This is a genomic window from Micromonospora sp. CNZ297 (genome assembly GCF_007827625.1).
Genome location: NZ_VISU01000014.1, coordinates 42,096 through 63,186, shown reverse-complemented (window position 1 = coordinate 63,186; position 21,091 = coordinate 42,096). Strand labels below are relative to the sequence as shown.

Annotated in this window: 19 protein-coding genes; 12 read left to right on the top strand and 7 right to left on the bottom strand. The window is 73.1% G+C overall.

Translation table 11 applies throughout. From position 1 onward, the window contains the following. The gene (locus tag FB454_RS22825) at positions 1 to 1,593 is read left to right on the top strand and encodes an amidohydrolase (protein ID WP_145823448.1); all 1,593 of its coding nucleotides are present in this window, start codon (positions 1 to 3) and stop codon (positions 1,591 to 1,593) included. A gap of 43 nt (positions 1,594 to 1,636) precedes the next feature. Here FB454_RS22825 and FB454_RS22820 read toward each other — a convergent pair whose 3' ends face one another. The 5 genes from FB454_RS22820 to FB454_RS22800 all read right to left on the bottom strand — a co-directional run bounded on the left by FB454_RS22820 (position 1,637) and on the right by FB454_RS22800 (position 7,013). Continuing rightward, positions 1,637 to 3,391: an exo-alpha-sialidase gene (locus FB454_RS22820; RefSeq protein ID WP_186461638.1), complete on the bottom strand. Its 1,755-nt coding sequence runs from the start codon at positions 3,389 to 3,391 to the stop codon at positions 1,637 to 1,639. Between the two features lie 139 nt (positions 3,392 to 3,530). After that, positions 3,531 to 4,529, bottom strand: coding sequence for an ArsR/SmtB family transcription factor (locus tag FB454_RS22815; RefSeq protein WP_047891510.1), 999 nt, complete (start codon positions 4,527 to 4,529; stop codon positions 3,531 to 3,533). Between the two features lie 121 nt (positions 4,530 to 4,650). Then, positions 4,651 to 5,142, bottom strand: coding sequence for a hypothetical protein (locus FB454_RS22810; RefSeq protein ID WP_013285832.1), 492 nt, complete (start codon positions 5,140 to 5,142; stop codon positions 4,651 to 4,653). 59 nt (positions 5,143 to 5,201) lie between these two features. Then, positions 5,202 to 6,158: a hypothetical protein gene (locus tag FB454_RS22805; protein WP_047891511.1), complete on the bottom strand. Its 957-nt coding sequence runs from the start codon at positions 6,156 to 6,158 to the stop codon at positions 5,202 to 5,204. 123 nt (positions 6,159 to 6,281) lie between these two features. Then, positions 6,282 to 7,013 (bottom strand): FadR/GntR family transcriptional regulator, encoded by a 732-nt coding sequence (locus FB454_RS22800; RefSeq protein WP_013285834.1) that lies wholly within the window; start codon positions 7,011 to 7,013, stop codon positions 6,282 to 6,284. Between the two features lie 138 nt (positions 7,014 to 7,151). Here FB454_RS22800 and FB454_RS22795 point away from each other — a divergent pair, with 138 nt between their 5' ends. The 8 genes from FB454_RS22795 (at position 7,152) to FB454_RS22760 (ending at position 16,373) form a co-directional block, all read left to right on the top strand. Next, complete coding sequence (locus tag FB454_RS22795; RefSeq protein WP_145823446.1) at positions 7,152 to 8,777, top strand: ABC transporter substrate-binding protein; 1,626 nt, start codon at positions 7,152 to 7,154, stop codon at positions 8,775 to 8,777. 102 nt (positions 8,778 to 8,879) lie between these two features. Next, positions 8,880 to 9,836, top strand: coding sequence for an ABC transporter permease (locus FB454_RS22790; RefSeq protein WP_047891512.1), 957 nt, complete (start codon positions 8,880 to 8,882; stop codon positions 9,834 to 9,836). Next, entirely contained in the window at positions 9,836 to 11,794 is a 1,959-nt protein-coding gene (locus tag FB454_RS22785; RefSeq protein WP_071095455.1) for a dipeptide/oligopeptide/nickel ABC transporter permease/ATP-binding protein, read from the top strand. The genes FB454_RS22790 and FB454_RS22785 overlap by 1 nt, the downstream gene beginning before the upstream one ends. After that, complete coding sequence (locus tag FB454_RS22780) at positions 11,791 to 12,858, top strand: oligopeptide/dipeptide ABC transporter ATP-binding protein (protein ID WP_013285838.1); 1,068 nt, start codon at positions 11,791 to 11,793, stop codon at positions 12,856 to 12,858. The genes FB454_RS22785 and FB454_RS22780 overlap by 4 nt, the downstream gene beginning before the upstream one ends. Next, positions 12,855 to 13,793 (top strand): dihydrodipicolinate synthase family protein, encoded by a 939-nt coding sequence (locus tag FB454_RS22775; protein ID WP_013285839.1) that lies wholly within the window; start codon positions 12,855 to 12,857, stop codon positions 13,791 to 13,793. Before FB454_RS22780 ends, FB454_RS22775 begins: the two co-directional genes overlap by 4 nt. 2 nt (positions 13,794 to 13,795) lie before the next feature. After that, positions 13,796 to 14,725 (top strand): ROK family protein, encoded by a 930-nt coding sequence (locus tag FB454_RS22770; protein ID WP_145823445.1) that lies wholly within the window; start codon positions 13,796 to 13,798, stop codon positions 14,723 to 14,725. Next, entirely contained in the window at positions 14,722 to 15,411 is a 690-nt protein-coding gene (locus tag FB454_RS22765; RefSeq protein ID WP_030268955.1) for an N-acetylmannosamine-6-phosphate 2-epimerase, read from the top strand. The genes FB454_RS22770 and FB454_RS22765 overlap by 4 nt, the downstream gene beginning before the upstream one ends. Further along, complete coding sequence (locus FB454_RS22760; RefSeq protein WP_145823444.1) at positions 15,402 to 16,373, top strand: acetylxylan esterase; 972 nt, start codon at positions 15,402 to 15,404, stop codon at positions 16,371 to 16,373. The genes FB454_RS22765 and FB454_RS22760 overlap by 10 nt, the downstream gene beginning before the upstream one ends. On the opposite strand, the gene FB454_RS22755 is transcribed toward FB454_RS22760, so the two are convergent. Together FB454_RS22755 and FB454_RS22750 are read right to left on the bottom strand one after the other, a co-directional pair. Continuing rightward, positions 16,370 to 17,413, bottom strand: a complete 1,044-nt coding sequence (locus FB454_RS22755; protein WP_145823443.1) for a polyprenyl synthetase family protein — start codon at positions 17,411 to 17,413, stop codon at positions 16,370 to 16,372. The genes FB454_RS22760 and FB454_RS22755 overlap by 4 nt on opposite strands. A 7-nt stretch (positions 17,414 to 17,420) precedes the next feature. Further along, a complete protein-coding gene (locus tag FB454_RS22750; protein ID WP_013477142.1) occupies positions 17,421 to 17,831 on the bottom strand; it encodes a hypothetical protein in 411 nt (136 codons plus the stop codon). A gap of 174 nt (positions 17,832 to 18,005) precedes the next feature. Here FB454_RS22750 and FB454_RS22745 point away from each other — a divergent pair, with 174 nt between their 5' ends. Genes FB454_RS22745 through FB454_RS22735 form a run of 3 tightly spaced genes read left to right on the top strand, consistent with a single transcriptional unit; the run spans position 18,006 to position 21,091 of the window. Continuing rightward, a complete protein-coding gene (locus tag FB454_RS22745; RefSeq protein WP_145823442.1) occupies positions 18,006 to 19,568 on the top strand; it encodes a phenylacetate--CoA ligase family protein in 1,563 nt (520 codons plus the stop codon). Positions 19,569 to 19,571: 3 nt separating this feature from the next. Further along, positions 19,572 to 20,012 carry a hypothetical protein gene (locus FB454_RS22740; RefSeq protein WP_013285846.1) on the top strand — a complete coding sequence of 147 codons (441 nt, stop codon included), beginning with the start codon at positions 19,572 to 19,574 and terminating at the stop codon, positions 20,010 to 20,012. Next, positions 20,009 to 21,091 carry a GNAT family N-acetyltransferase gene (locus FB454_RS22735; RefSeq protein ID WP_145823441.1) on the top strand — a complete coding sequence of 361 codons (1,083 nt, stop codon included), beginning with the start codon at positions 20,009 to 20,011 and terminating at the stop codon, positions 21,089 to 21,091. The genes FB454_RS22740 and FB454_RS22735 overlap by 4 nt, the downstream gene beginning before the upstream one ends.

Below are 21,091 nucleotides of genomic sequence, written 5' to 3'. Positions count from 1 at the left end.
ATGAGCGGCACGGTCTACGAGAACGCCCGCATCCACACGCTCGACCCGGACCGCCCGTACGCCGAGGCGATGCTGGTCCGCGGCGAGCGGATCGTCGCCGTCGGTGACCTCGCCGAGTGCCGGGACCGGGCCGGCGGCGGCGCGCGCCGGGTCGACCTCGGCGGAGCGGTCGTGCTGCCCGGGCTGATCGACAGTCACATCCACGCGGCGTCCTACGTGCGCGGGCTGAACCAGGTGGACCTGCGCGGCACGGCGAGCCTCGACGAGGCGCTGACCCGGATCGCCCGGCACGCCGCCACGCTGCCGCCGGACGCCTGGCTGCTCGGCGGCGGGTGGGACAGCAACAAGTGGACCCGGCCGGTGCAGCCGACCCGCACCGACCTGGACCGGGTCTGCCCGGACCGGCCGGCGGCGCTGCCCAGCATCGACGGCCACACCATCTGGGTGAACACCGCCGCCCTGGCCCGCCTCGGCATCGACGCCACCACCCCCGACCCGGCCGGCGGGCAGATCGCGCGGGACGAGCACGGCGAACCGACCGGCATCCTGCGCGAGGCGGCGGCGGACGCGGCGTACGCGGTGGTGCGCTCCCCGCACGCCGGTGACCTGGTCGCGCAGTTGCGCACCCACCTGCCCCGGCTGCTCGCCGCCGGGCTGACCGGCATCCACGACCTCGACGGGCAGGACGCCCGCGCCGCCTACGAGACGCTGTACGCGCGCGGCGAGCTGCCGCTGCGGGTGCACAAGACGATCCCCGCCACGGCCCTGGACGAGGCGATCGACGCCGGCTGGGCCACCGGGGACGGCGACCGCTGGCTGAGCACCGGCCCGGTGAAGATCTTCACCGACGGCGCGCTCGGCTCACACACCTGCCTGATGACCGAGCCGTACGACGGGGAGCCCGGCAACCACGGCATCGCCGTCACCCCGGCCGAGGAGTTCGAGCGGCTGGTGGCGACCGCCGCCGGGGCGGGGATCGCGGTGGCCGCGCACGCCATCGGCGACGCGGCGAACCGGATGGTGCTGCGGGCGTACGCGCGCTGGCGCGAGTCGGCCGATCCCGGCGCGGTGGCGCGGCTGCGGCACCGGATCGAGCACACCCAGCACCTGCTGCCGGACGACGTGCCGCTGCTCGCCCGCCACGGCGTGATCGCCTCGATGCAGCCCACCCACTGCACCAGCGACATCCCGCTCACCACCCGGATGCTCGCCGGCCGGGGCCTGGCCTCGTACGCCTGGCGCAGCCTGCTCGACGCCGGGGCCACAGTGGCGTTCGGGTCGGACGCCCCGGTGGAGGACCCCGACCCGTTCTTCGGCATCCACGCCGCGGTGACCCGCCAGCAGCCCGACGGCACCCCGCCCGGCGGCGTCGACCCGCACGAGCGGCTCGACCTGGACACGGCGCTGCGGTGCTTCACCGAGGCCGGCGCGTACGCCTCCTACGAGGAGCACCTGAAGGGCCGGTTGCGCCCCGGCATGCTCGCCGACTTCATCGTGCTGCCCACCGACCCGTACCGGGTCGAACCGGCGCGGCTGCGGGACCTGACAGTGGCACTGACGGTGGTCGGTGGCGTGGTCCGCTGGCAGCGCTGACCGTGCCCCGCCCGGACGACGCCGTCCGGGCGGGACACGGCGGTCAGGCGCCCTTCACCCAGTCGAGGCTGAACCGGGCGAAGTAGATGCCGCCGGTGTTGCCCACCTCGTACAGGTTGCCGACCGTGCCGTCGGCCAGGACCGCCATCGTCGAGTAGCCGGCGCCGCCGGGCTTGACCAGCGCCCGCGCCGGCCAGGTCGCGCCGTCGTCGGTGGACAGCCGTACGGTGAGGTCGTTGCGCGCGGTCGGGTGCGCGTTGTTGCTGAACAGCGCCGTGCGGGTGCGTACCGGCGCCCGGTTCGCGCCGACCTCGGCGGGGCGCAGGTAGGACATCTCGTCGGCGTTGCACAGCGGGTCGGGCAGCAGGGCGCTCGCCGTCGCCGTACCGAACGTCGCGCCCCCGTCGGCGGAGGTGGCGTAGAACCGGCTGCGGGTCGAGTTGTGCCGCATGTTCTGCACCACCGCGCCGGTGCCGCGCTCGATCGCCTTGCTCTCGTTGATGTTCCCGCCGGCGGATCCGCCGCGGCGCCAGGTCACGCCGTGGTCGTCGCTGTAGATGTTCGCGGCGTGGCTGGTGCCGGCGGAGTCCCGGTAGGCGATCGGCTGGATCAGGCGGCCGGTGCTGGTCTGGATGCCGTGGCCGGAGGAGAAGAACACCTGCCGCCAGGTGGGGTCCTTGACCGCGGGGTTCAGCTCCACCAGCGCGCTCCAGGTGGCGCCGTTGTCCCGGCTGGTGATGTAACGCAGATGCATGCTGTTCGGGTCGTCGGCGGTGTTCAGGCCGGAGCCGCCGGACCAGAAGCTGATGCCGGGCCGGGGGGAGTAGGTGAAGAAGCAGTAGACGACGCCGGTGGCGCGGTCCACGAGCAGGCTGGGGTCGCCGACGCCCTCGCTGGTGGTGGGCGGGGCGTGGATGACGCGGGGCTGCTCGAAGGTACGGCCGCCGTCGGTGCTGCGGATCATCACGATCTGGATGTTGTTGGTGCCGCCGCCGAGGTCGTACGAGCCGTTCACGCGCGCGTCGGCCACGGCGACGACGGTGCCGTTGTTGGTGACGGCCAGGCCGGGGATGCGGACCGAGGCGACGGTGCCGTCGTACCGGCCACCGGCTCCGTTGAGGTCGCGGATCACCGTCTGCGTGGTCAGCAGCGTGGTGGTGGCGAGCTGCGGGTTACCGGCGGCGAGGTCGCAGGAGGTGGTGCCGCGCAGCGTGGTGTCGAAACCCGGCGCGGTGACCCGCAGCGTGTACGGGGTGCCGGCGCCGACGGTCCAGTAGTGCAGGTAGTTGCCGCCGGCGGCGACGGTGCGGGTCCACGGCGAGCCGGTGCGTCCGGGCCAGGTGACTGTGAAGTCCCGGGCCGTCGTGGTGCGGTTCTCCAGGGCGAGCTGGAGGCGGCCGTTCGTGCAGTCGAAGCCGGCCAGCGCGGACATGCCGGTGCCGCAGTGGAAGATGCCGCTGGTGGTGTCGTCCAGACCGGTCGGGGTCGTGGTGCGCAGCGTGTACGGCGTGCCGGGGGACAGCGTCCAGTACAGCTCGGCGCTGCCACCGGCGGCGACCGTGCGGGTCCACGGCGAGCCGGTGCGACCCGGCCAGGTGACGGTGTAGGTCTGCGTCGTGGCGCTGCGGTTGTCGAGGTCGAGCAGCAGCCGGCCGGCGGTGCAGTCGGCGCCGACGGTGGCGGTCACACCGGCGGGGGCGGCGGCCTGGGCGGCGGTGGCGGGCAGTACGGAGAGCAGGGTGAGGGCGGCCGCCGCGAGGACGGTTGCGCGGCGCGGTATGGCGCGGCGAGGGGACACGTGGTTCCTTCCGGGGACGGGGGAGGGGGAATCGGGCATCAATCTGACGTCAGATGTCCGATGTCTGCACGCTAGGCGGCTTCACCCCGGCCCGTCAAGGATCGGTTCCGGTCGACGTCCCCGTACGGTTCGCGAGCCTTCAGCCGTCCTGCCCGGGCGTCTCGCCCAGGAGCGCCTCGCCCATCGCGGTGAGCCGGTGCAGCATGAGGTTGCCGTGCCGCTGGCTGGTGATCAGCCCGGCCTCGCGCAGGATGGTGGTGTGATGGCTGGTCGTGGCCGGCGAGATGCGGGCGCGCCGGGCCAGCTCGCCGGTGGTGGCGCCGCTCGCGGCGGCGCGCAGGACCGCCACCCGGGTGTGGCCGAGCAGCGGCCCGAGCCGGCGTTGCGAGCCCGCCGGCGGCGTCGGTTCCGGTCGCTGCCGGCGTGCCGGATAGACGAGCGTCGGTGGCAGCTCGGGATCGGCCAGTGTGATCGGCGCGTGCCAGCAGAAGTACGACGGGACCAGCGTGATGCCCCGGCCGTCGAGATGCATGTCCCGGTCCTCCGGGTAGCCGTGCACGGACAGCACCGGCGGATCCCAGGAGGTCTCCGGGCTCAGGTCGTCGAGTATCTGCCCGGCGCCGCTGTCGAGGACCCAGGCCCCGCGCAGCGCCCGGTCGCCGGAGACGGCGGCGGTGATCTGCGTCCAGTACGGAGCGAGCGCGACCCGGAAGTAGGCGCGCAGCGCGTCGCCGAGGCCGTGTCGCGCGGCGGACCGGCCGGCGGCCAGGTCGACCAGCCAGGCGCTGTCGACGGGCGTCACCATCCGCCCCAGTTCGGTGCGGATCCGCCGGGCCGGGGTGCCGAGCACCCGGTCGATCCCCTCGTCGAGGTCGGTGACCGGGCCGGGGGTGAGGAAGTCGGGGAAGTACCGCTTGAGCGGCGCGACGGGCAGCAGCCGTTCGCGGACGACCGGGACGAGACCGGCCCGCTCCAGGTCCGGGCGGATCTGCCGGTGCCACCGGGCGTAACCCGCGTAACCGGCCCGGGTCTGGAGGCGGTGCAGGCTGCAGATGATCTCCCACAGTGGATCGGGCCGGGCCGCCAGCCGGGTGCGGCTGAGGTCCCCGGCCGTGAAGTGGATGCGCAGCGTCCCCATGACGCACAGTGTTCCGACGTGTGCCGCCGCACTCAGTCTCGTCTGCGACATTGACATCTATAACTGAATAGGGATGGGGCGGGGCGGCAGCCGCACGGCTGCCGCCCCGCCGTGTGTCGGCTCAGCCCGCGCTGCAGCTCGTGCGCCACCGGTGGGAGGCGATGTTGTCGTTGGCGTTCGCCATGTAGCCGTCCCGGTTGGAGCCCCAGCTGAACCAGACGCCGGTGAGGTTGTCCCACGCGTCGCCGGCGCCCAGGCAGGCGTACGCGCCGGTGTAGTCGGGGTGGATGTAGAGGGCGACCGGCCGGCCGCCGTTCGAGTCGTTCCACGCCGAGGACGCCAGGTTGCGCATGCTGGCCCGGTTGTTGTTGTCGCAGTTGGCGTTCTCCGCCGTGTTGATCGTGTCCCAGTTGTTGTCGGCGTTGTACCACCAGCACCACCGGCCGGCCCAGTTGGCGTCCTGGCTGACGTACAGGTAGCCGCTGCCCGCGGCGGCACGCTGCGCGTCGGCGTGCGGGGTCGGCCGCGGCGCGGCCTGGGCGGCGGTGGCGGTGAAGGCCAGCGCGGCTGCCGCCGCGGCCACTGTGGCCAGCACGGACCGTACTGCTCTCATGGTGCTTCCCTCCGGTCGGGTTCTGCCGTGGCGGGCCGCCACGGAAGTCTTGGGGTGGGTCAGCCGGCGGCCAGCACGGCGCGGGCCCGCGGCAGCGCGGCGGCCTCCAGGCGGAGCCGTTCGGCGACCTCGGTGTGGAACTGCCGGTCGAGGGCGCGGCGGTGCTCGGCGTCGAGCCGCCGGGCGAGCCGGCCGAGCCCGGTTCGCGTCGCGCAGGTCGCCTCGGACACCGCGAGCCGGATCTCGCCGGGCGTGACGGAGCCGGACGTCGGCTCGGGTGCCGACGCGCGAGCCGATGCCGGGTCGGCGGAGTCGTGCCCGGCGGCGCGCATGCACCGCCGCCACGCCCTCACACCGTCGGCGTAGCGGGGGTCGGCGAGCACCCGGCCGATGCGCAGCCCGGCCAGGTTGTCGGTGATCCTGGTGACCCGGTACCAGCCGGGCAGGTCGCGATAGAGCTGTCGCTCCGCCTCGGACGTGCAGCTGTGACTGCTGCGGCGCAGCACCCCGCCGGCCGGCAGCGTCGCGCGCAGGGCGTCGGGCTCGCCGGGGTCGCCGTTCACCGCGCGTACGGCGGCGGCGCCGCGCTCCGGGGGCAGGTCCCGTACGTACCGCGCGTTCGGGTCGGCCGCCATCGTCTCCTGGAGGCGGCGTTCCAGGGCGGTGCCGTATCCGTGCCGGCGGGCGTAGGACACGTCGTCGAGGACGTACGGGAATTCGCGCAGCTCCGGCACCGGCTGCCGGGGCACCGGCCAGTAGCGGAACCCGCGACGCTGCATGCAGTCGCGGATCAGCGCCTGCGTGGCGGCGTACCGCACCTCGGCGGGCGTACCGGAGACGGGCGGGACCGGCACGGCGGCCGCGCTCGCCGCGGGCGGCCCGGCCGAGGCGTGACCCTCGGACGGCGGCGCGATGTCCGGGTGGGCGCCCAGCGCCCCGGCCACCGCCGCCGCGAGAGCGGCGGGGACCGCGACGGCGTACCACAATGACCGCGTTCGGCGCGACACCACCGCCATGACATGCACCTCGGCTGTCCGGGGCGCCCGATGCGCCCGTCAGAAGACAGCTTCGGCGCGGGGCGAGCCCCGGGACAGAGACCTTCGATCAGGCTCGAACGACAGGCCCCGGCGTACGGCGGATCAGGTCTGCGCGGCGCGGGCGATGCTCGCCCGGATGGGCGCGTAGTGCTCGGCGACGGCCGAGCGCAGCGCCGCCGCGTCGGCGGCGGTGAGGGCGGCGACGATCGCCTGGTGCCGCTGGGCGGTGATGACCCGGTCCTCCGGCTCGGTCTGCAGCGTGGGCGCGACGATGGCCTGCACCTGCCAGAACGCCTCGGTCAGCTGGACCAGCAGGTCGTTGCCGAGGGGTTCCATCAGCTTCAGGTGGAACGCGCGGTCGACGTCGAGGAAGTCCTCGCCCCGGGCCGCCCGGCTGTGCATCTCGTCGGCGAGCGCGGACAGCTCCGACCGGTGCTGCTCGTCCAGGGCGTCGATGACGGTGGCGGCCAGCCCTTGCTCCAGCGTCTGGCGGATGTCGACGACCTGGGCCAGTACGCGGTGGTCGTCCTCGCCGCTGAGCAGCCCGCGGAAGGTCAGGCTCTCCACCAGGGCGTTGAGGGACATGCGGCCGACGAACGTGCCGTGCCCGTGGCGCACCTCGACGATGTCGAGCGCGGAGAGGATCTTGACGGCCTCGCGGACGCTGGATCGGCTGGCGCCGACGGCCTCGCACAGTTCCGCCTCGGTGGGCAGGAGGTTTCCCGGCTTCAGGCGGTTGCGCAGGATGTACTCCTTGATCCTGGTGGCGACCTCCTGCCTGCGAGGGCTGGGCCGCTCGGCGCCGCGTAGCGGACTGGCGTCAATGGTCGTCATCTGCCCCTTGCCCTTCGTTCCCGAATCTGACACCCTCACCCTACCGGCATCAGACGTCAGACGTCATACACCTTATGCTTCACATCCCCGAGCGCGAGCGGTCACGCGAGCGCATGAAGAGCCTATGGAGGCAGCTACGTGAGCACCACCGGTAAGCCGTCGAGGAGCCGGCACGTCCCCCGGGGCCGCGTCCGCTCCCTGGCCGTCGCCACCCTCGCGGGTGGCCTCGCGGTCGCGCTGGCGGCCTGCAGTGGCGGTCCCGCCTCGACCAACGCCGTGGGCGACGGGAAGGGGGGCACGTCCATCGAGGCCACGCTGGCCTTCACGCTCTCCAGCGGTTTCGATCCCAGCAACGCCTCCTCGGCCGTGGCGACGGCGGTCAACCAGCACGTCTTCGAGGGCCTCGTCGACCTCGACCCGATCACGCGGGAACCCTACAACGCCCTGGCCAAGAGCGACCCGACCCCCGGGGCCGACGGCCGGACCTACACCGTGACGCTGCGTGACGGGGCGAAGTTCTCCGACGGCACCCCGGTCACCGCCGAGGACGTGGCCTGGTCCTTCACCCGCGTGCTCAAGCCCGCGGACCCGAAGGCGCCGCCGCTGATGCAGGGCTTCGTGTCGTTCCTCGACAGCGTCGCCGCCAAGGACGCGACGACCGTCGAGTTCAAGCTGAAGTACCCGTTCGCCCTGTTCAGCGAGCGGATCGCGGTCATCAAGATCGTCCCCAAGGCCAAGACCGGCGACGCCGCCGCGGCCAAGGCGTTCGACACCGCCCCTATCGGCTCCGGCCCGTTCAAGGTGGACAGCGCGTCCAAGGAATCCGGCATCAAGCTGAGCAAGAACGCGAACTACAACGGCCCGCGCGCCGCCAAGGTCGAGACGATGACGTGGAACACCACCACCGAGGCGTCGGCCCGCGTGTCGGACCTGCAGGGCGGCCGGGTGCAGGCCATCGAGGCCGTGCCCTACCTGAACGTCGACTCGCTCAAGGACAAGTACACGATCGACGTGAAGCAGGCCTTCAACCAGGTCTTCCTCATGTTCAACAACTCCGCCGCGCCGTTCAGCGACAAGCGGGTGCGCCAGGCCCTGCACTACGCCATCGACAAGGAAGCGGTCATCAAGACCGCGCTCAACGGCTACGGCAGCCCGGCGACCAGCTACCTCGACGAGGGCAACAAGGCCTACCAGAAGGCCGCCACCGTCTACGACTACAACCCGGACAAGGCCAAGGCCCTGCTCCAGGAGGCCGGCGTCACCAACCTGTCGTTCCGGCTCGACACCACCGACAGCTCGGTGGTCAAGGACGTCGCCCCGCTGGTCATCGAGCAGTGGAAGAAGATCGGCGTCAACGCCACGCTGAACACCGTGCCGTCCTCGGCCATCTACGGCGACATCGTCCCCAAGGACACCTTCCGGGTGCTCATGGCCACCGGTGACCCGAGCGTCTTCGGCGTCGACACCGACCTGCTGATGCGCTGGTACTACTTCGGCGAGACCTGGCCGGGCCAGCGCTACCGCTGGAGCGACGCCGACCGCAAGGCCATGGGCGACCTGCTGGACAAGGCCGCGCAGACCTCCGACGAGACGGCCCGCAAGGCGCTGTGGAAGCAGGCCCTGGACATGGCGGCGGACCAGGTGCCGCTGTACCCGATCCTGCACACCAAGGTCGTCACCGCGTACGACCCGGCCAAGGTGGACGGCTTCTCCGGCGCCTCCACCACCGGCCTGTACTTCCTGGGCACCGGCCGGACCGGCTGAGCCCACGCGCGGGGTTCCGGCCCCGCAGACGTCCCGCCCGGCCCACGTGACCCGTGCGGCCGGGCGGGACGTCCCGGCGCCCCGCCACGAGAAAGAGAATCCATGCTGACCGTCCTGAACCTGGTCGCACGACGATTCCTGACGCTGATCCCCCTGGTGCTGGGCATCACGCTCTTCGTCTTCGTGATCATGCAGTTCTCCCCGATCGACCCGGCGTTGTCAGTCCTCGGTGACCAGGCCACGCCGGCGCAGGTCGAGGCGTTCCGTGCCGCCAACGGCCTGAACGACCCGCTGCCGCTGCGCTACCTGCACTTCCTCGGCGACCTCGTCCGCGGCGACCTGGGCATGACGTTCCCGCCGTCGGTCCCGGTCGCCGAGAAGATCGCCATGGCGCTGCCGCTGACCATCCAGCTCACCGCGCTCGGCGTCGCCGGCGCGCTCGTCATCGCACTGGCGCTCGGCATCCCGGCCGCCCTGTACCGGGACCGCTGGCCCGACCAGGTCATCCGGATCGTCTCCATGGCCGGCATCGCCACGCCCTCGTTCTGGCTGGCCCTGCTGTTCATCCAGGAGTTCTCCGTCCGCCGACCGATCTTCCCGACCGGCGGCTACGTCAACCCCGCCGACTCGGTCGGTCTGTGGTTGCAGTCGCTGGCCATGCCCGCTCTGGCGCTGGCCGTACCGGTCGGCTGCTCGCTGGCCCGCATCGTCCGCACGTCGATGGTCGAGGAACTCGACAAGGACTACGTCCGTACCGCGATCGGCGCCGGACTGCCGCCGCGCGTCGTGATCGGCCGCAACGTGCTGCGCAACGCGCTGGTCAACCCGCTCACCGCGCTCGGCCTGCGGATCGGCTACCTCATCGGCGGCACCGTCGTCATCGAGGCCATCTTCTCGCTACCAGGCATGGGCACCCAGATCATGAGCGCCGTCCAGCAGAACGACACCGCGCTGGCCCAGGGCACCGTGCTGACCATCGCGCTGTGCTTCGTCCTGGTGAACCTGGTCGTCGACATCCTCTACCTCTTCGCCAACCCCCGACTGCGCGGAGGCCACTGATGCGCCGGTCCCTCACCACGCGGCTGTCCCGCCCCGGCATGGCCTTCGCCCGGCTCGGACTCGCGGCCCGGTTCGCGCTCGGCTTCGTCGCGCTCATCGTCGTGGTCGGCGTGCTCGCCCCGCTGCTGCTGCGCCACGACCCCACCCAGACCGGGCTCGGACCGGCGCTGACCGGCCCGAACGGCGACTTCTGGTTCGGCCTGGACAAGCTCGGCCGCGACGTCTTCTCCCGGCTGGTCGCCGGCACCCGGCGCTCCCTGGTCGTCGGGTTCGGCGCGGCCGGCATCGCGCTGGTGCTCGGCGCGATCCTCGGCGCCGTCGCCGGCAGCAGCCGCACCGTCGTCGACGAGATCATCATGCGCTGCCTCGACGTGGTCATGGCCTTCCCCACGATCGTGCTCTCCGCGCTGCTGATCATCTCGTTCGGCAAGAACAGCCTGCTGGTCCTCGTGATCGCGATCGGCTTCGTGTTCACGCCGTCGGTCGCGCGCATCGTCCGCGCCAACGTGCTGTCCCAGTACGGCGAGGACTACGTGGCCGCCGAGCGCATCATCGGTGCCCGGCGACCGCACATCCTCTGGCGGCACGTCCTGCGCAACTGCGCCGCCCCGATCCTCGTCTTCGTCACCGTCATGGTGGCCGACGCGATCGTCTTCGAGGCGTCGCTGTCCTTCATCGGCGGCGGTCTCGCCCCGCAGGAGGCGGCCTCCTCGTGGGGCTCGGTGATCGCGTTCGGCAAGGAGATGGTGCAGATCGGCGGCTGGTGGGCCACGTTCTTCCCCGGCCTGCTGATCCTGCTCACCGTGCTGGCGCTCAACGTGCTCTCCGAGGGCATGTCCGACGCGTGGGCCGCCCCGGCCGCGCGCCGTGCCACGTCCACCACCAGCGGTGACGCGCTGGAGCAGGCGAAGCCCGGCACCGGTGAGGTGGTCGAGCTGCCGGGTCTCGCCGAGGCGGCGCAGCGGCTGCGCGAACGCGCCCGTCCGCTGCCGCAGGGCAAGCCGGTCCTTCAGGTCAGCGACCTGTCCATCGGCTTCGAGGGCCGCCACCGCGGCGTGGACATCGTCGACGGGCTCTCCTTCGACGTCCGCCCCGGCGAGGTCGTCGGCCTGGTGGGGGAGTCCGGCTCGGGCAAGTCGCTGAGCGTCCTCGCGGTGATGGGCCTGCTGCCGCAGGGCGCCCGGGTACGCGGCGAGATCCGCTTCCAGGACACGAACCTGCTGAAGCTGAACGCCAGGGGCCGCCGCGCCCTGATGGGCCGCGAGATCGCCATGGTCTACCAGGACGCGCTGTCGGCGCTGAACCCGGCGCTGCGAGTCGGCACCCAGCTCGCCCAGATGATCCGCCGCGGCGGCACCCGCTCGGCCGAGGAACTGATGCGGCTGGTCGGACTGGACCCGCAGCGCACGCTCGCCGCGTACCCGCACGAGCTGTCCGGAGGGCAGCGGCAGCGCGTGGTGATCGCCATGGCGCTGTCCCGCGACCCGAAGCTGATCATCGCGGACGAGCCGACCACCGCGCTCGACGTCACCGTGCAGGCCCAGGTGATGAAGCTGCTGCTGGACCTGCGCGAGCGGCTCGGCTTCGCCCTCATCCTGGTCAGCCACGACCTCGCCCTGGTCAGCGACGTCTCCGACCGGGTCGTGGTGATGTACGGCGGGCAGATCGTGGAGACCGGCGTGACCGCCGACGTGATGGAGGCACCCGCCCACCACTACGCCCGCGGCCTGCTCGGTTCCGTCCTGTCCCTGGAGACCGGCGCGGAACGGCTCACCCAGATCCGCGGCGTGGTGCCGTCACCCGCCGACTTCCCGAAGGGCTGCCGGTTCTCCGACCGCTGTCCGATGGCGACCGAGATCTGCCGGGACACCGCACCCGCCCTGGAGGGCACGGACGGCCACGGGTACGCCTGCCACCACCCCGCCGTCACCGTCAGCGAGAAGGAGCCGGCCCGATGAGCGCCACCGCCGAGCACCGGCCGATCGCCGAGCTGAGCGACGTGCACGTGGTGCACGCCGCGCGCGGCGGCGGCATGTTCAGCCGGGAGAAGGTCTACGCGCTCACCGGCGCCGACCTGGTCATCCGGGCCGGCGAGACGGTCGGCATCGTGGGCGAGTCCGGCTGCGGCAAGTCGACGCTCGCAAAGGTGCTCGTCGGCCTGCAACGGCCGACCGCCGGCACGGTGTCGTTCGCCGGCAAGGACGTGTGGTCGATGAGCGCCGCCGAGCGGCGTGAGCACATCGGCGCAGGCGTCGGCATGATCTTCCAGGACCCGGCCACCTCGCTGAACCGCCGCATGCCGGTACGCGACATCCTGCGCGACCCGCTCGACGTGCACCGCCGGGGCACCCGGCAGCAGCGCGAGCAGCGGGTGGCCGAGCTGATGGCACTCGTGGGCCTGCCCCGCTCGGTCGCCGACGTGCTGCCCAGCCAGCTCTCCGGCGGCCAGCGCCAGCGGGTGTCAATCGCCCGCGCGTTGGCCCTGGAACCGGGACTGGTCATCGCCGACGAGCCGACCAGCGCGCTCGACGTCTCGGTGCGGGCCCAGATCCTCAACCTGCTGCTGGACCTCAAGGACCGGCTCGGCCTGGCGATGGTGCTGGTGTCGCACGACATCCAGACCGTCAAGCGGGTCAGCGACCGGGTCGTCACCATGTACCTGGGCCGCATCGTCGAGCAGACGCCCGCCGACCTGCTGCCCGAGGGTGGCCGGCACCCATACACCCGGGCGTTGTTCTCGGCCACGCCGGGCCTGCTCTCCCCGATCGAGCCCATTCCGCTCGTCGGCCCGGTCCCGTCGGCCACCCGGCCGCCGAGCGGCTGCCCGTTCCGGACCCGCTGCTGGGCCGCCACCGACGGCTGCGCCGTGGACATGCCGGCACCGCGCCCCGCCGAGGGCGAGGGCCACGAGTTCCGCTGCCACCACCCGGTGCCCGCCGGAACCGCCAACACCGAACTGGTCGCGCTCGCCACCTCGGCGACCGGCCGCACCACAACTGAGTCTGTCGAGGAGAACTTGTGACCACCCCAGCCCCGCGGTTCGCCGGAGTCGTGCCGCCGGCCGTGACCCCCCTGACCGATGAGGGCGAGGTCGACGTCCACTCGCTGGAACGGCTGGTCGAGTGGCTGCTCGACGCCGGCGTCGACGGCATCTTCGCCCTCGGCAGCTCCGGCGAGACGGTCTTCCTCACCGACCGGCAGCGGGACCTGGCCCTGGAGACCATCGTGAAGACCGCCGGCGGTGCCGTGCCGGTCATCGCCGGCTGCATCGAACCCACCACCCGCCGGGTCGTGGAGCGGGCCGAGGCGTCCACCCGGCTGGGCGCGGACGGCCTGGTCGTGACCGCGCCGTTCTACGCCATCGTCGGCCCGCACGAGATCGAGCGGCACTTCCGCGCGGTCGCCGCGGCGGTCGAGCTTCCCCTGCTGGCGTACGACATCCCGGTCTGCGTGCACAGCAAGCTCTCCGTCGACCTGCTGACCCGGCTCGCCGCCGACGGCGTGCTCGCAGGTGTCAAGGACTCCAGCGGTGACGACGTCGCGTTCCGCCAGCTGGCGCTCGCCGTCGCCGAGCACGCGCCGGAGCGCGACTTCAGCCTGCTCACCGGCCACGAGGTGGTGGTCGACGCGATGATGCTCGCGGGCGGCTCCGGCTCGGTGCCCGGACTGGGCAACGTGGACCCGGCCGGGTACGTGCGGCTGCACCGCGCCTGCATGGCCGGCGACTGGGCCGCCGCCCGCCGGGAGCAGGACCGCCTGACCCGGCTGTTCCGCATCGTCGACGCCGCCGACCCGGCCACCTCGGCGGGCGCCACCCGGGGCGTCGGCGCGTTCAAGACCGCGCTGTCCCTGCTCGGCGTCATCGCCGGTAACGCGGTGTCGCTGCCGCTGCGGCCGCTGGACGCCGCCGAGACGGGCCGCGTGCGTACCCAGCTGGAACTGGCCGGGCTGCTCTGACCATGCCCGAGGTGAGCACGACCGGTCTGGTCGCCGCGCTCGACATCGGCGGCACCAAGACCACCGCCGCCCTGGTCACCGCCGGGGGAGAGGTCGTCGGCCGGCGCACCGCGCCGACGCCTGGTCGCTCCGGCGCCGCCGCGGTGCTCGACACCGCCGCCGGCCTGGTGGAGAAGCTGCGGGCGGACGCACCGGGCGTCGTACGGGCGCTCGGCGTCGGCAGCGCCGGAGTCATCGACAGCGGCTCCGGCCTGGTGCTGTCCGCCACCGACGTGCTGACCGGGTGGACCGGCACGGATTTGCGCGGCGACCTGAGCCGGCGCCTGGGCGTGCCGGTCACCGTGATCAACGACGTGCACGCCCACGCGCTGGGCGAGGCGCGTCACGGCGCCGCCGCCGGGTACGACACAGTGCTCTACGTCGCCGTCGGCACCGGCGTCGGAGCGTCGTTCGTCCTCGGCGACTCGGTGCTCGCCGGTGCGCACAGCGCCGCCGGGCACGCCGGGCACCAGCCGTCCCCGTACGCCGGAACGCTTGCCTGCACGTGCGGCGGGCGCGGGCACCTGGAGGCGATCGCCGCCGGTCCCGCACTCACCGCCGAGTACGTCCGGCGTACCGGCCGGCCGGTGGCCGACCTGCGGGCCGTCGCCGCGCTCGCCGCGGACGGCGACGAGGCGGCCCGGGAGGTCGTCCGGCTCGGCGGCTCGGCTGCCGGTTCCGCCGTCGGCGGCCTGGTCAACGTGCTCGACCCCGCCGCCGTGGTGATCGGCGGCGGCGTCACCGGCCTCGGTGAGCCGTGGTGGCGGGCGCTGCGCGACGCGGTGCGCGCCGAGACGCTGCCCGGCCTGGCCGGCGTGCCCGTGCTCGCCTCCACCCTCGGCCCCGACGCGCCGCTGCTCGGCGCCGCCTCGCTCGCCTGGAAGGTCTCATGAACGCGCTCGTCGACCAGCTCCGTGACCGCCTGGTCGTCTCCTGCCAGGCGTACCCGGGTGAGCCCATGCGCGACCCGGACACCATGCGCCGGGTCGCGCTCGCCACCGCCCGGGGCGGCGCCGCCGGCATCCGCGCCCAGGGACTGGCTGACATCGCCGCCATCCGCGCGGCGGTGGACCTGCCGCTGATCGGGCTCTGGAAGGACGGCGACGACGACGTCTTCATCACCCCGACGCTGGAGCACGCGCTCGCCGTCGCCGACGCCGGGGCGCACGTCGTCGCGCTCGACGGCACGTCCCGGCCCCGGCCCGACGGCCGCACCCTCGCCGACACGATCGCGGCCGTGCACGAGCGCACCGGCGCGCTGGTGATGGCCGACTGCTCCACGCTGGACGAGGGCATCGCGGCGGCCGCCGCCGGCGCCGACCTGGTCGGCACCACGCTCGCCGGGTACACCGCGTACACCACCAAGGGCGACGGACCGGACCTGGACCTGGTCGCCCGGCTCGCCGCCGCGGTGGACGTCCCGGTGGTCGCCGAGGGGCGCATCCACACGCCCGAGCAGGCCGCGCAGGCGCTGCGGGCGGGCGCGTGGACGGTCGTTGTCGGCACCGCCATCACCCACCCGAGCACCATCACCGGCTGGTTCGCCGCCGCCGTGCAGGAGGCCGCGTCGTGCCGCTGACCGACCTCGACCTGGCCGGCTGCCTCGCGTACCGGCCGGAGCTGGACGTGCCGGCGGACCTGGACGCGTTCTGGTCGCGCACCCTCGACGGCGGCGGCGACCCGGAGGCGGCGGTCTACGAGCCGGTCGACACCGGCCTGACCCAGATCCGGACGTACGCGGCCAGGATCCCCGGCTTCGGCGGCGAGCCGGTGCGCGGATGGCTGCACCTGCCCGCCGGGGCCGACGGGCCGCTGCCCTGCCTGGTCGAGTACCTCGGCTACGGCCGGGGCCGCGGCCTGGCGCACGAGAAGCTGTTCTGGGCGGCGGCGGGCTTCGCGCACCTGATCATGGACAGCCGGGGCCAGGGCTGGAGCGCCGCCACCGGCGGCACGCCCGACCCGCACCCCTACCCGGCCGGCACCGTGCCCGGCTTCCTCACCCGGGGCGTCGCCGACCCGGCCGACCACTACTACCGGCGGCTCATCACCGACGCGGTGCGCTTCGCCGAGGCCGCCCGGCGGCACCCCGCCGTCGACCCCGCGCGGGTGGCGGTCACCGGCTTCAGCCAGGGCGGCGGCCTCGCTCTCGCCGCCGGCGCGCTGTGCCCGGACGTCGCCGCCGTCATGCCGGACGTGCCGTTCCTGTGCGACATCCGCCGGGGCGTGCGCGTCGCCGGCCCGGACAGCCCGTACGCCGAGGTCGTCGACTACCTCGCGCTGCACCGCGACCGCGCCGACCAGGTGTTCCGCACCCTGTCCTACCTGGACGCCGCGGTGCTTGCGCCCCGCGCGACCGCGCCGGCGCTGTTCTCGATCGCCCTGCGGGACCAGGTCTGCCCACCGTCGACATGCTTCGCCGCCTACCACCGCTACGGCGGCGACAAGGACGTGCGGGTGTACGAGTTCAACGACCACGAGGGCGGCGAGGCCGAACACCAGCGCGAACAGCTCACCTGGTTGCGCGGGATCCTGGGCGGCTAACGGGCGCGTTCCACCACGTAGTCGGTCAGCTCCAGCAGGAAACGGCCGTCCTCGGTGTCGGCAGCGTCGCCGAGCGCCCGCTCACCCTCGCGCCGGGCGGCCAGCGCGAGATCCCGGGCGCTGCGCCGCGCCGACTCCACACAGTCGTACGCGAGCAGCCGCCCGTGCAGCCAGCGCACCTCGGCGGTGGTGCGCTGCGCCCGGGTACGGCTCAGCAACCGCACGAGCCGTTCGCGTTCCTCCGGCGTGCACCGCCGCATGAAGTCGATCAGGATCAGCGTGCGCTTGCCCTCCCACAGGTCACCGGCGATCTCCTTGCCGTACCGGGCGTAGTCGCCGGTCAGGTTGAGCGCGTCGTCCTGGATCTGGAACGCCGCACCCAGGTACCAGCCGTACCGGTCCAGCACGTCGACGGCGTTCTCTCGGCCGGTCGCCGCGAGGATCCCGGTGCGGCACGGGTAGATGCACGTGTACCAGGACGTCTTCTTCAGGCACATCCGGTAGTAGTCGTCCGCGTCCAGGTCGCACACGTTGTCGCGGATCCAGCCGATCTCGATCGCCTGACCCTCCAGCGAGTGGCGCATCATCAGCTCGGTCTCGGTGAACAGCCGCCAGGCGATCCCGGAGCCGAGCGCCGCCCGATTCGCCGCCAACCGTCGCAACGCCAGCAGGTTCGTCATGTTGCCGACGTTCAGGGCCACGCCCACGCCGTACTCGGCGTGCAGCGTCCGCCCGCCGCGCCGCTGCTCGCTGGAGTCCTGGATGTCGTCGTGGATGAGGAAGGCGTTGTGGAACAGCTCCACAGTCACGGCGGCGTTGAGGCCCACCGCGTCGCCGCCGCCGAACGCCCGGCACGTGGCCAGGCACAGCGCGGCGCGCAGCCCCTTGCCCCACCGCCGTGGGTACTCCGCGACCAGGTCGTAGAGGTATCGCGGGCCGCCGTCGGGCACGTCGTCGAGCAGCGCGCCGAGGGCGAGCCCGCGATAGCGCTCCAGCATCCGTTCCACGTGCCCGCCGGCCACCCCGGTGGTCGGCGCCATCGCGCGGCTACCGGTCCGTCGGCCGCTTCGGGGCCGGCGACGCCAGCCGGTCCGCGAGACCGTTTGCGACCTCGGGGGCCAGCCGCGCCAGATTGAGTACGGTGTCCAGGGCGTCGTGCGCGTCCGACGTGTACCGCCGGATCACCTCGCCGCGCTGGTCGTCGGCCATCTTCAACTGCCCGACCACGGTGTCGATGAGGGCGTGCCCGTCGGTGCGGACCCGCGCGACCAGTTCGTCGAACGCCTCCGGGTCGACCCGGCGGCTCTCGGTCAGCTTCTCCTCGAGTCGCCGTGCGCCGGCCAGCCCCGCCGCGAGTTCCTCCTCCAGCACCGTGGCCGCGTGGGTCACGGTCTCCGAGGTCTCCTCGGCCACCTTCTCGAAGCGCTCGTTCGTGCGCTCACGCTCCACGTTCTCCATGCGGCGGAGTCTTCACCGGCCCCCGGCGGCGGGCTAGAGATGTGTCGCGATGGTGACTGGCGGTAATGATGACGAGCTCGGCTCGCCATCCGGCGGTGACTGGGTACGCGTACTCAGCGCAGTACCGTCCCGTCGCTCATGTGCGGGCGCGGCGGCGTCGACAGGATGCTTGTCATGGCCGAGACGCTGCACCGACACGCCGCTGCACGTACCGTCGACACGCCCCTGCCCGCCGAGGCCGCGCTGGCCCCCGCCGGCCGCGCGGTCGCCGCGCTGGCCCGGCTCGTCGCCCACCACCCCGCCGGCTGGCGCTGGCTGGCCCGGCGCCACCACCCGGTCCTCGACCGGCTCGCCGCCGCGAACGCGCGGTCGACCTGCGTGCGGGCCGCCCGGCGGGTGCCGGCTTACCAGGCGTTCCTGCGGGCCCGCCCGGGCGGCCTGCGCCGCCGGCTGCGGGACTTCCCGGAGACCGACAAGCGCGGGTACGTCATGGCGTACGACGCCTCCGCCCGCTGCCGGGACGGGCGGATGCCGGATCGGGGCGTGGTGGTCGACGAGTCGGCCGGCTCGTCCGGGCGGCCGTTCAACTGGCCACGCGGCGAGCGGGAACTACGGGCGGTGCACCGGGACATCGCCGGCTACACCGGACTGGCGTTCCCGATGCGCCGGCCGTTCGTGATCAACGCGTACTCGATGGGCGCCTGGGCGACCGGCACCACCACCGGCGCGGCGATGGCCCGGATCGCGACTGTGAAGAACACCGGCCCGGACCTCGGGAAGATCGTCGACACGCTGCGCGAGTTCGGTCCCGGCCACGACTACCTGGTGACCGCGTACCCGCCGTTCCTCAAGCACCTGCGGGACCGGCTCGACGCCGAGGACTTCCAGTGGTCGCGGTACCGGATCTTCGCCAGCTGCGGCGGCGAGGGGATGACCGAGGCACTGCGCGACTACCTGGAGCAGCGGTTCGTGCGGGTGCGCTCGGCGTACGGGGCGTCGGACCTGACCATCGGCATCGGTGCGGAGACCCGGTTCACGGTGTGGCTGCGGCGGCGGCTGCGCACCGATGCGGGACTGCGCGCGGAACTGCTCGGCCGCGGCGAGCAGCGGCTGCCGATGGTGTTCCAGTACAACCCGTTCGCCACCTACCTGGAGACGAACGAGCGGCGGGAACTGCTCTGCACTGTGGCCAGCCCGCACATGCTCCAGCCCCGGCTGCGCTACAACGTCGGCGACGAGGCGCTGCTGGTGCCGTACCGGCGGATCGTCGAGCTGGCCAACGCCGACCCGGTACGCCGCGCCGAGTTCCGTACCGCGGTGTCCGAGGAGCGGATGACGCTGCCGCTGCTGCTGTTGTTCGGCCGCAGCGACTCCACCGTGTCCTACCTGGGCGCGAACCTCTACCCGCAGGACGTCGAGTACGGCCTCTACACCGGCAACCCGTACGCCGCCGAGATCAACAGGTTCTGTCTCACGCTGCACGAGGACGCGGCGCTGGAGACCCGGCCGGTGATCCACGTCGAGCTGCGCCGTCCGCTGGACGCCGCGGCACGCGCGGCGCTCGCCGACGCCTGCCGCGACGGGGTACGCGCGCACCTGACCTCGGTGTCGCGGGACTTCGCGCAGTCCCTGGTGGAGGACCCGACCGCCGGCGACCTGCGGGTCGAGCTGCACGAACCGGACGGCGGCCCGTTCGCCGACATGCAGAAGCTCAAGAACGTCTACCTGGTGAGGTGAGCGATGCGTACCCGTGACTTCTCCCGCGCCCCCGCGCAGGCCCGCGCCGGCGCCATGTTCATCGGCGGCACCCGGTACGCGAACCCGCTGGTGCTGCTGCGCCTGGCCCCCGACTGGATCCGGATGGTGCGCGACATGCGCCGGATGTCCGGCTACTGCTGGCACACCGTCTACTGGCAGTTCCCGCTGACGCTCGGCACGATCGCGTTCTTCACCGACCGGGACGCGCTGCTGCGCTTCGCCCGGACCCGGCACCACCGCAAGCTGATGATGTGGCTGACCGACGGCGACCGCAACGCCACCGCCGGGTTCATCCGGCTCTACACCGCCTCCCCGGACGGCTACTCCAACGGCGCGTGGCGGGCCGAGGACGGCGCGATGGGCCACATCGAGCGGTTCACGCCGCTGGGCGCGGAGACGACCGGACCGGCGGTGCGCCGGTGACCGGCCACCGGTTCGAGCGCGTGACCGGCCGGCGCGGCCTGCGCGACTTCCTCGCCCTCACCGACCGGCTGTACGCCGACGAGCCCCGGTACGTGCCGACGCCCCGGCAGCAGATCCGCCGCTGGTGGCGCGACGGCGTGCCGATGTACGTGCTGCGCGACGCCACCGGCGCCGTGGTCGGGCGGACCACGCTGCACACCGACGCGGACTTCGACGCCGAGATGGGGCGCCGCTGCCAGCTGTTCGGGCTCACCGAGTTCACCGCGCCGGCCGCCCGGCCGCTGTTCGACGCGATCGGCGCGTACGCGACGCCCGGCCGGGACCTGCTGTTCGGGCCGGTGGCGCTGCTGCCCAACCAGGCCGGCGGCGTGATCACCTCCGGGTACGCCGACCGGGGTTTCGTGGACAGCGCGTGGAACCCGCCGTACTACCCGGACGCGTACGAGGAGAACGGGTTCACCGGGCGGTTCGTCTCCGATACGTGGATCTGCCCGGTCCCGCCGCCGGTCGAGCCGCCGCCCGCGCTGGGGGTCCAGCCCGACGGCGCGCGGCTGGAACTGCACCGGGGGAACACGCGGCGGCTCGACGAGCAGCTCGACCTGCTGCGCGGGATGCTCAACGACTCCTTCGCCCAGCTCGGCTACTACACGCCGATCTCCGCGGCGCAGCTGCGGCGGCAGACCGACGGCCTGGCGTATTTGCTGGACGAGTCGCTCCTGCTCTACCTGACCCGCGACGGGCGGCCGGTGGCGTTCGTGCTCTGCGTGCCGGACATCAGCGACTTCCTGGTCGCGGTCCGCGGCGACCTGAACCCGGTCAACCAGCTGCGGCTGCTGGCCACCCGCCGCCGGTACCGGCGGGAGGCGGTGCTGATCGTCAAGGGCGTGGTGCCGGAGTTCCAGGGGCGCGGCTACCAGCGGCTGCTCTCCGCGCACCTGCACCACAACCTGCACGACGGCGGCTACACGGCGCTGCGCAGCACGTACGTCGGGCGGGACAACCCGGCGTCGGCGGCCCAGTACCGACGCCTCGGCGGGCGCCCGCTGCACGGCTACACGTTCTACGCCAGGGAGCGGTGA

Bases quoted from the DNA above. Each gene is read 5' to 3' on its own strand.
- FB454_RS22745 (WP_145823442.1), top strand. From the start codon at position 18,006: ATGGCCGAGACGCTGCACCGACACGCCGCTGCACGTACCGTCGACACG.
- FB454_RS22805 (WP_047891511.1), bottom strand. From the start codon at position 6,158: ATGGCGGTGGTGTCGCGCCGAACGCGGTCATTGTGGTACGCCGTCGCG.
- FB454_RS22750 (WP_013477142.1), bottom strand. From the start codon at position 17,831: ATGGAGAACGTGGAGCGTGAGCGCACGAACGAGCGCTTCGAGAAGGTG.
- FB454_RS22790 (WP_047891512.1), top strand. From the start codon at position 8,880: ATGCTGACCGTCCTGAACCTGGTCGCACGACGATTCCTGACGCTGATC.
- FB454_RS22800 (WP_013285834.1), bottom strand. From the start codon at position 7,013: ATGACGACCATTGACGCCAGTCCGCTACGCGGCGCCGAGCGGCCCAGC.
- FB454_RS22785 (WP_071095455.1), top strand. From the start codon at position 9,836: ATGCGCCGGTCCCTCACCACGCGGCTGTCCCGCCCCGGCATGGCCTTC.
- FB454_RS22740 (WP_013285846.1), top strand. From the start codon at position 19,572: ATGCGTACCCGTGACTTCTCCCGCGCCCCCGCGCAGGCCCGCGCCGGC.
- FB454_RS22780 (WP_013285838.1), top strand. From the start codon at position 11,791: ATGAGCGCCACCGCCGAGCACCGGCCGATCGCCGAGCTGAGCGACGTG.
- FB454_RS22765 (WP_030268955.1), top strand. From the start codon at position 14,722: ATGAACGCGCTCGTCGACCAGCTCCGTGACCGCCTGGTCGTCTCCTGC.
- FB454_RS22770 (WP_145823445.1), top strand. From the start codon at position 13,796: ATGCCCGAGGTGAGCACGACCGGTCTGGTCGCCGCGCTCGACATCGGC.
- FB454_RS22810 (WP_013285832.1), bottom strand. From the start codon at position 5,142: ATGAGAGCAGTACGGTCCGTGCTGGCCACAGTGGCCGCGGCGGCAGCC.
- FB454_RS22825 (WP_145823448.1), top strand. From the start codon at position 1: ATGAGCGGCACGGTCTACGAGAACGCCCGCATCCACACGCTCGACCCG.
- FB454_RS22815 (WP_047891510.1), bottom strand. From the start codon at position 4,529: ATGGGGACGCTGCGCATCCACTTCACGGCCGGGGACCTCAGCCGCACC.
- FB454_RS22755 (WP_145823443.1), bottom strand. From the start codon at position 17,413: ATGGCGCCGACCACCGGGGTGGCCGGCGGGCACGTGGAACGGATGCTG.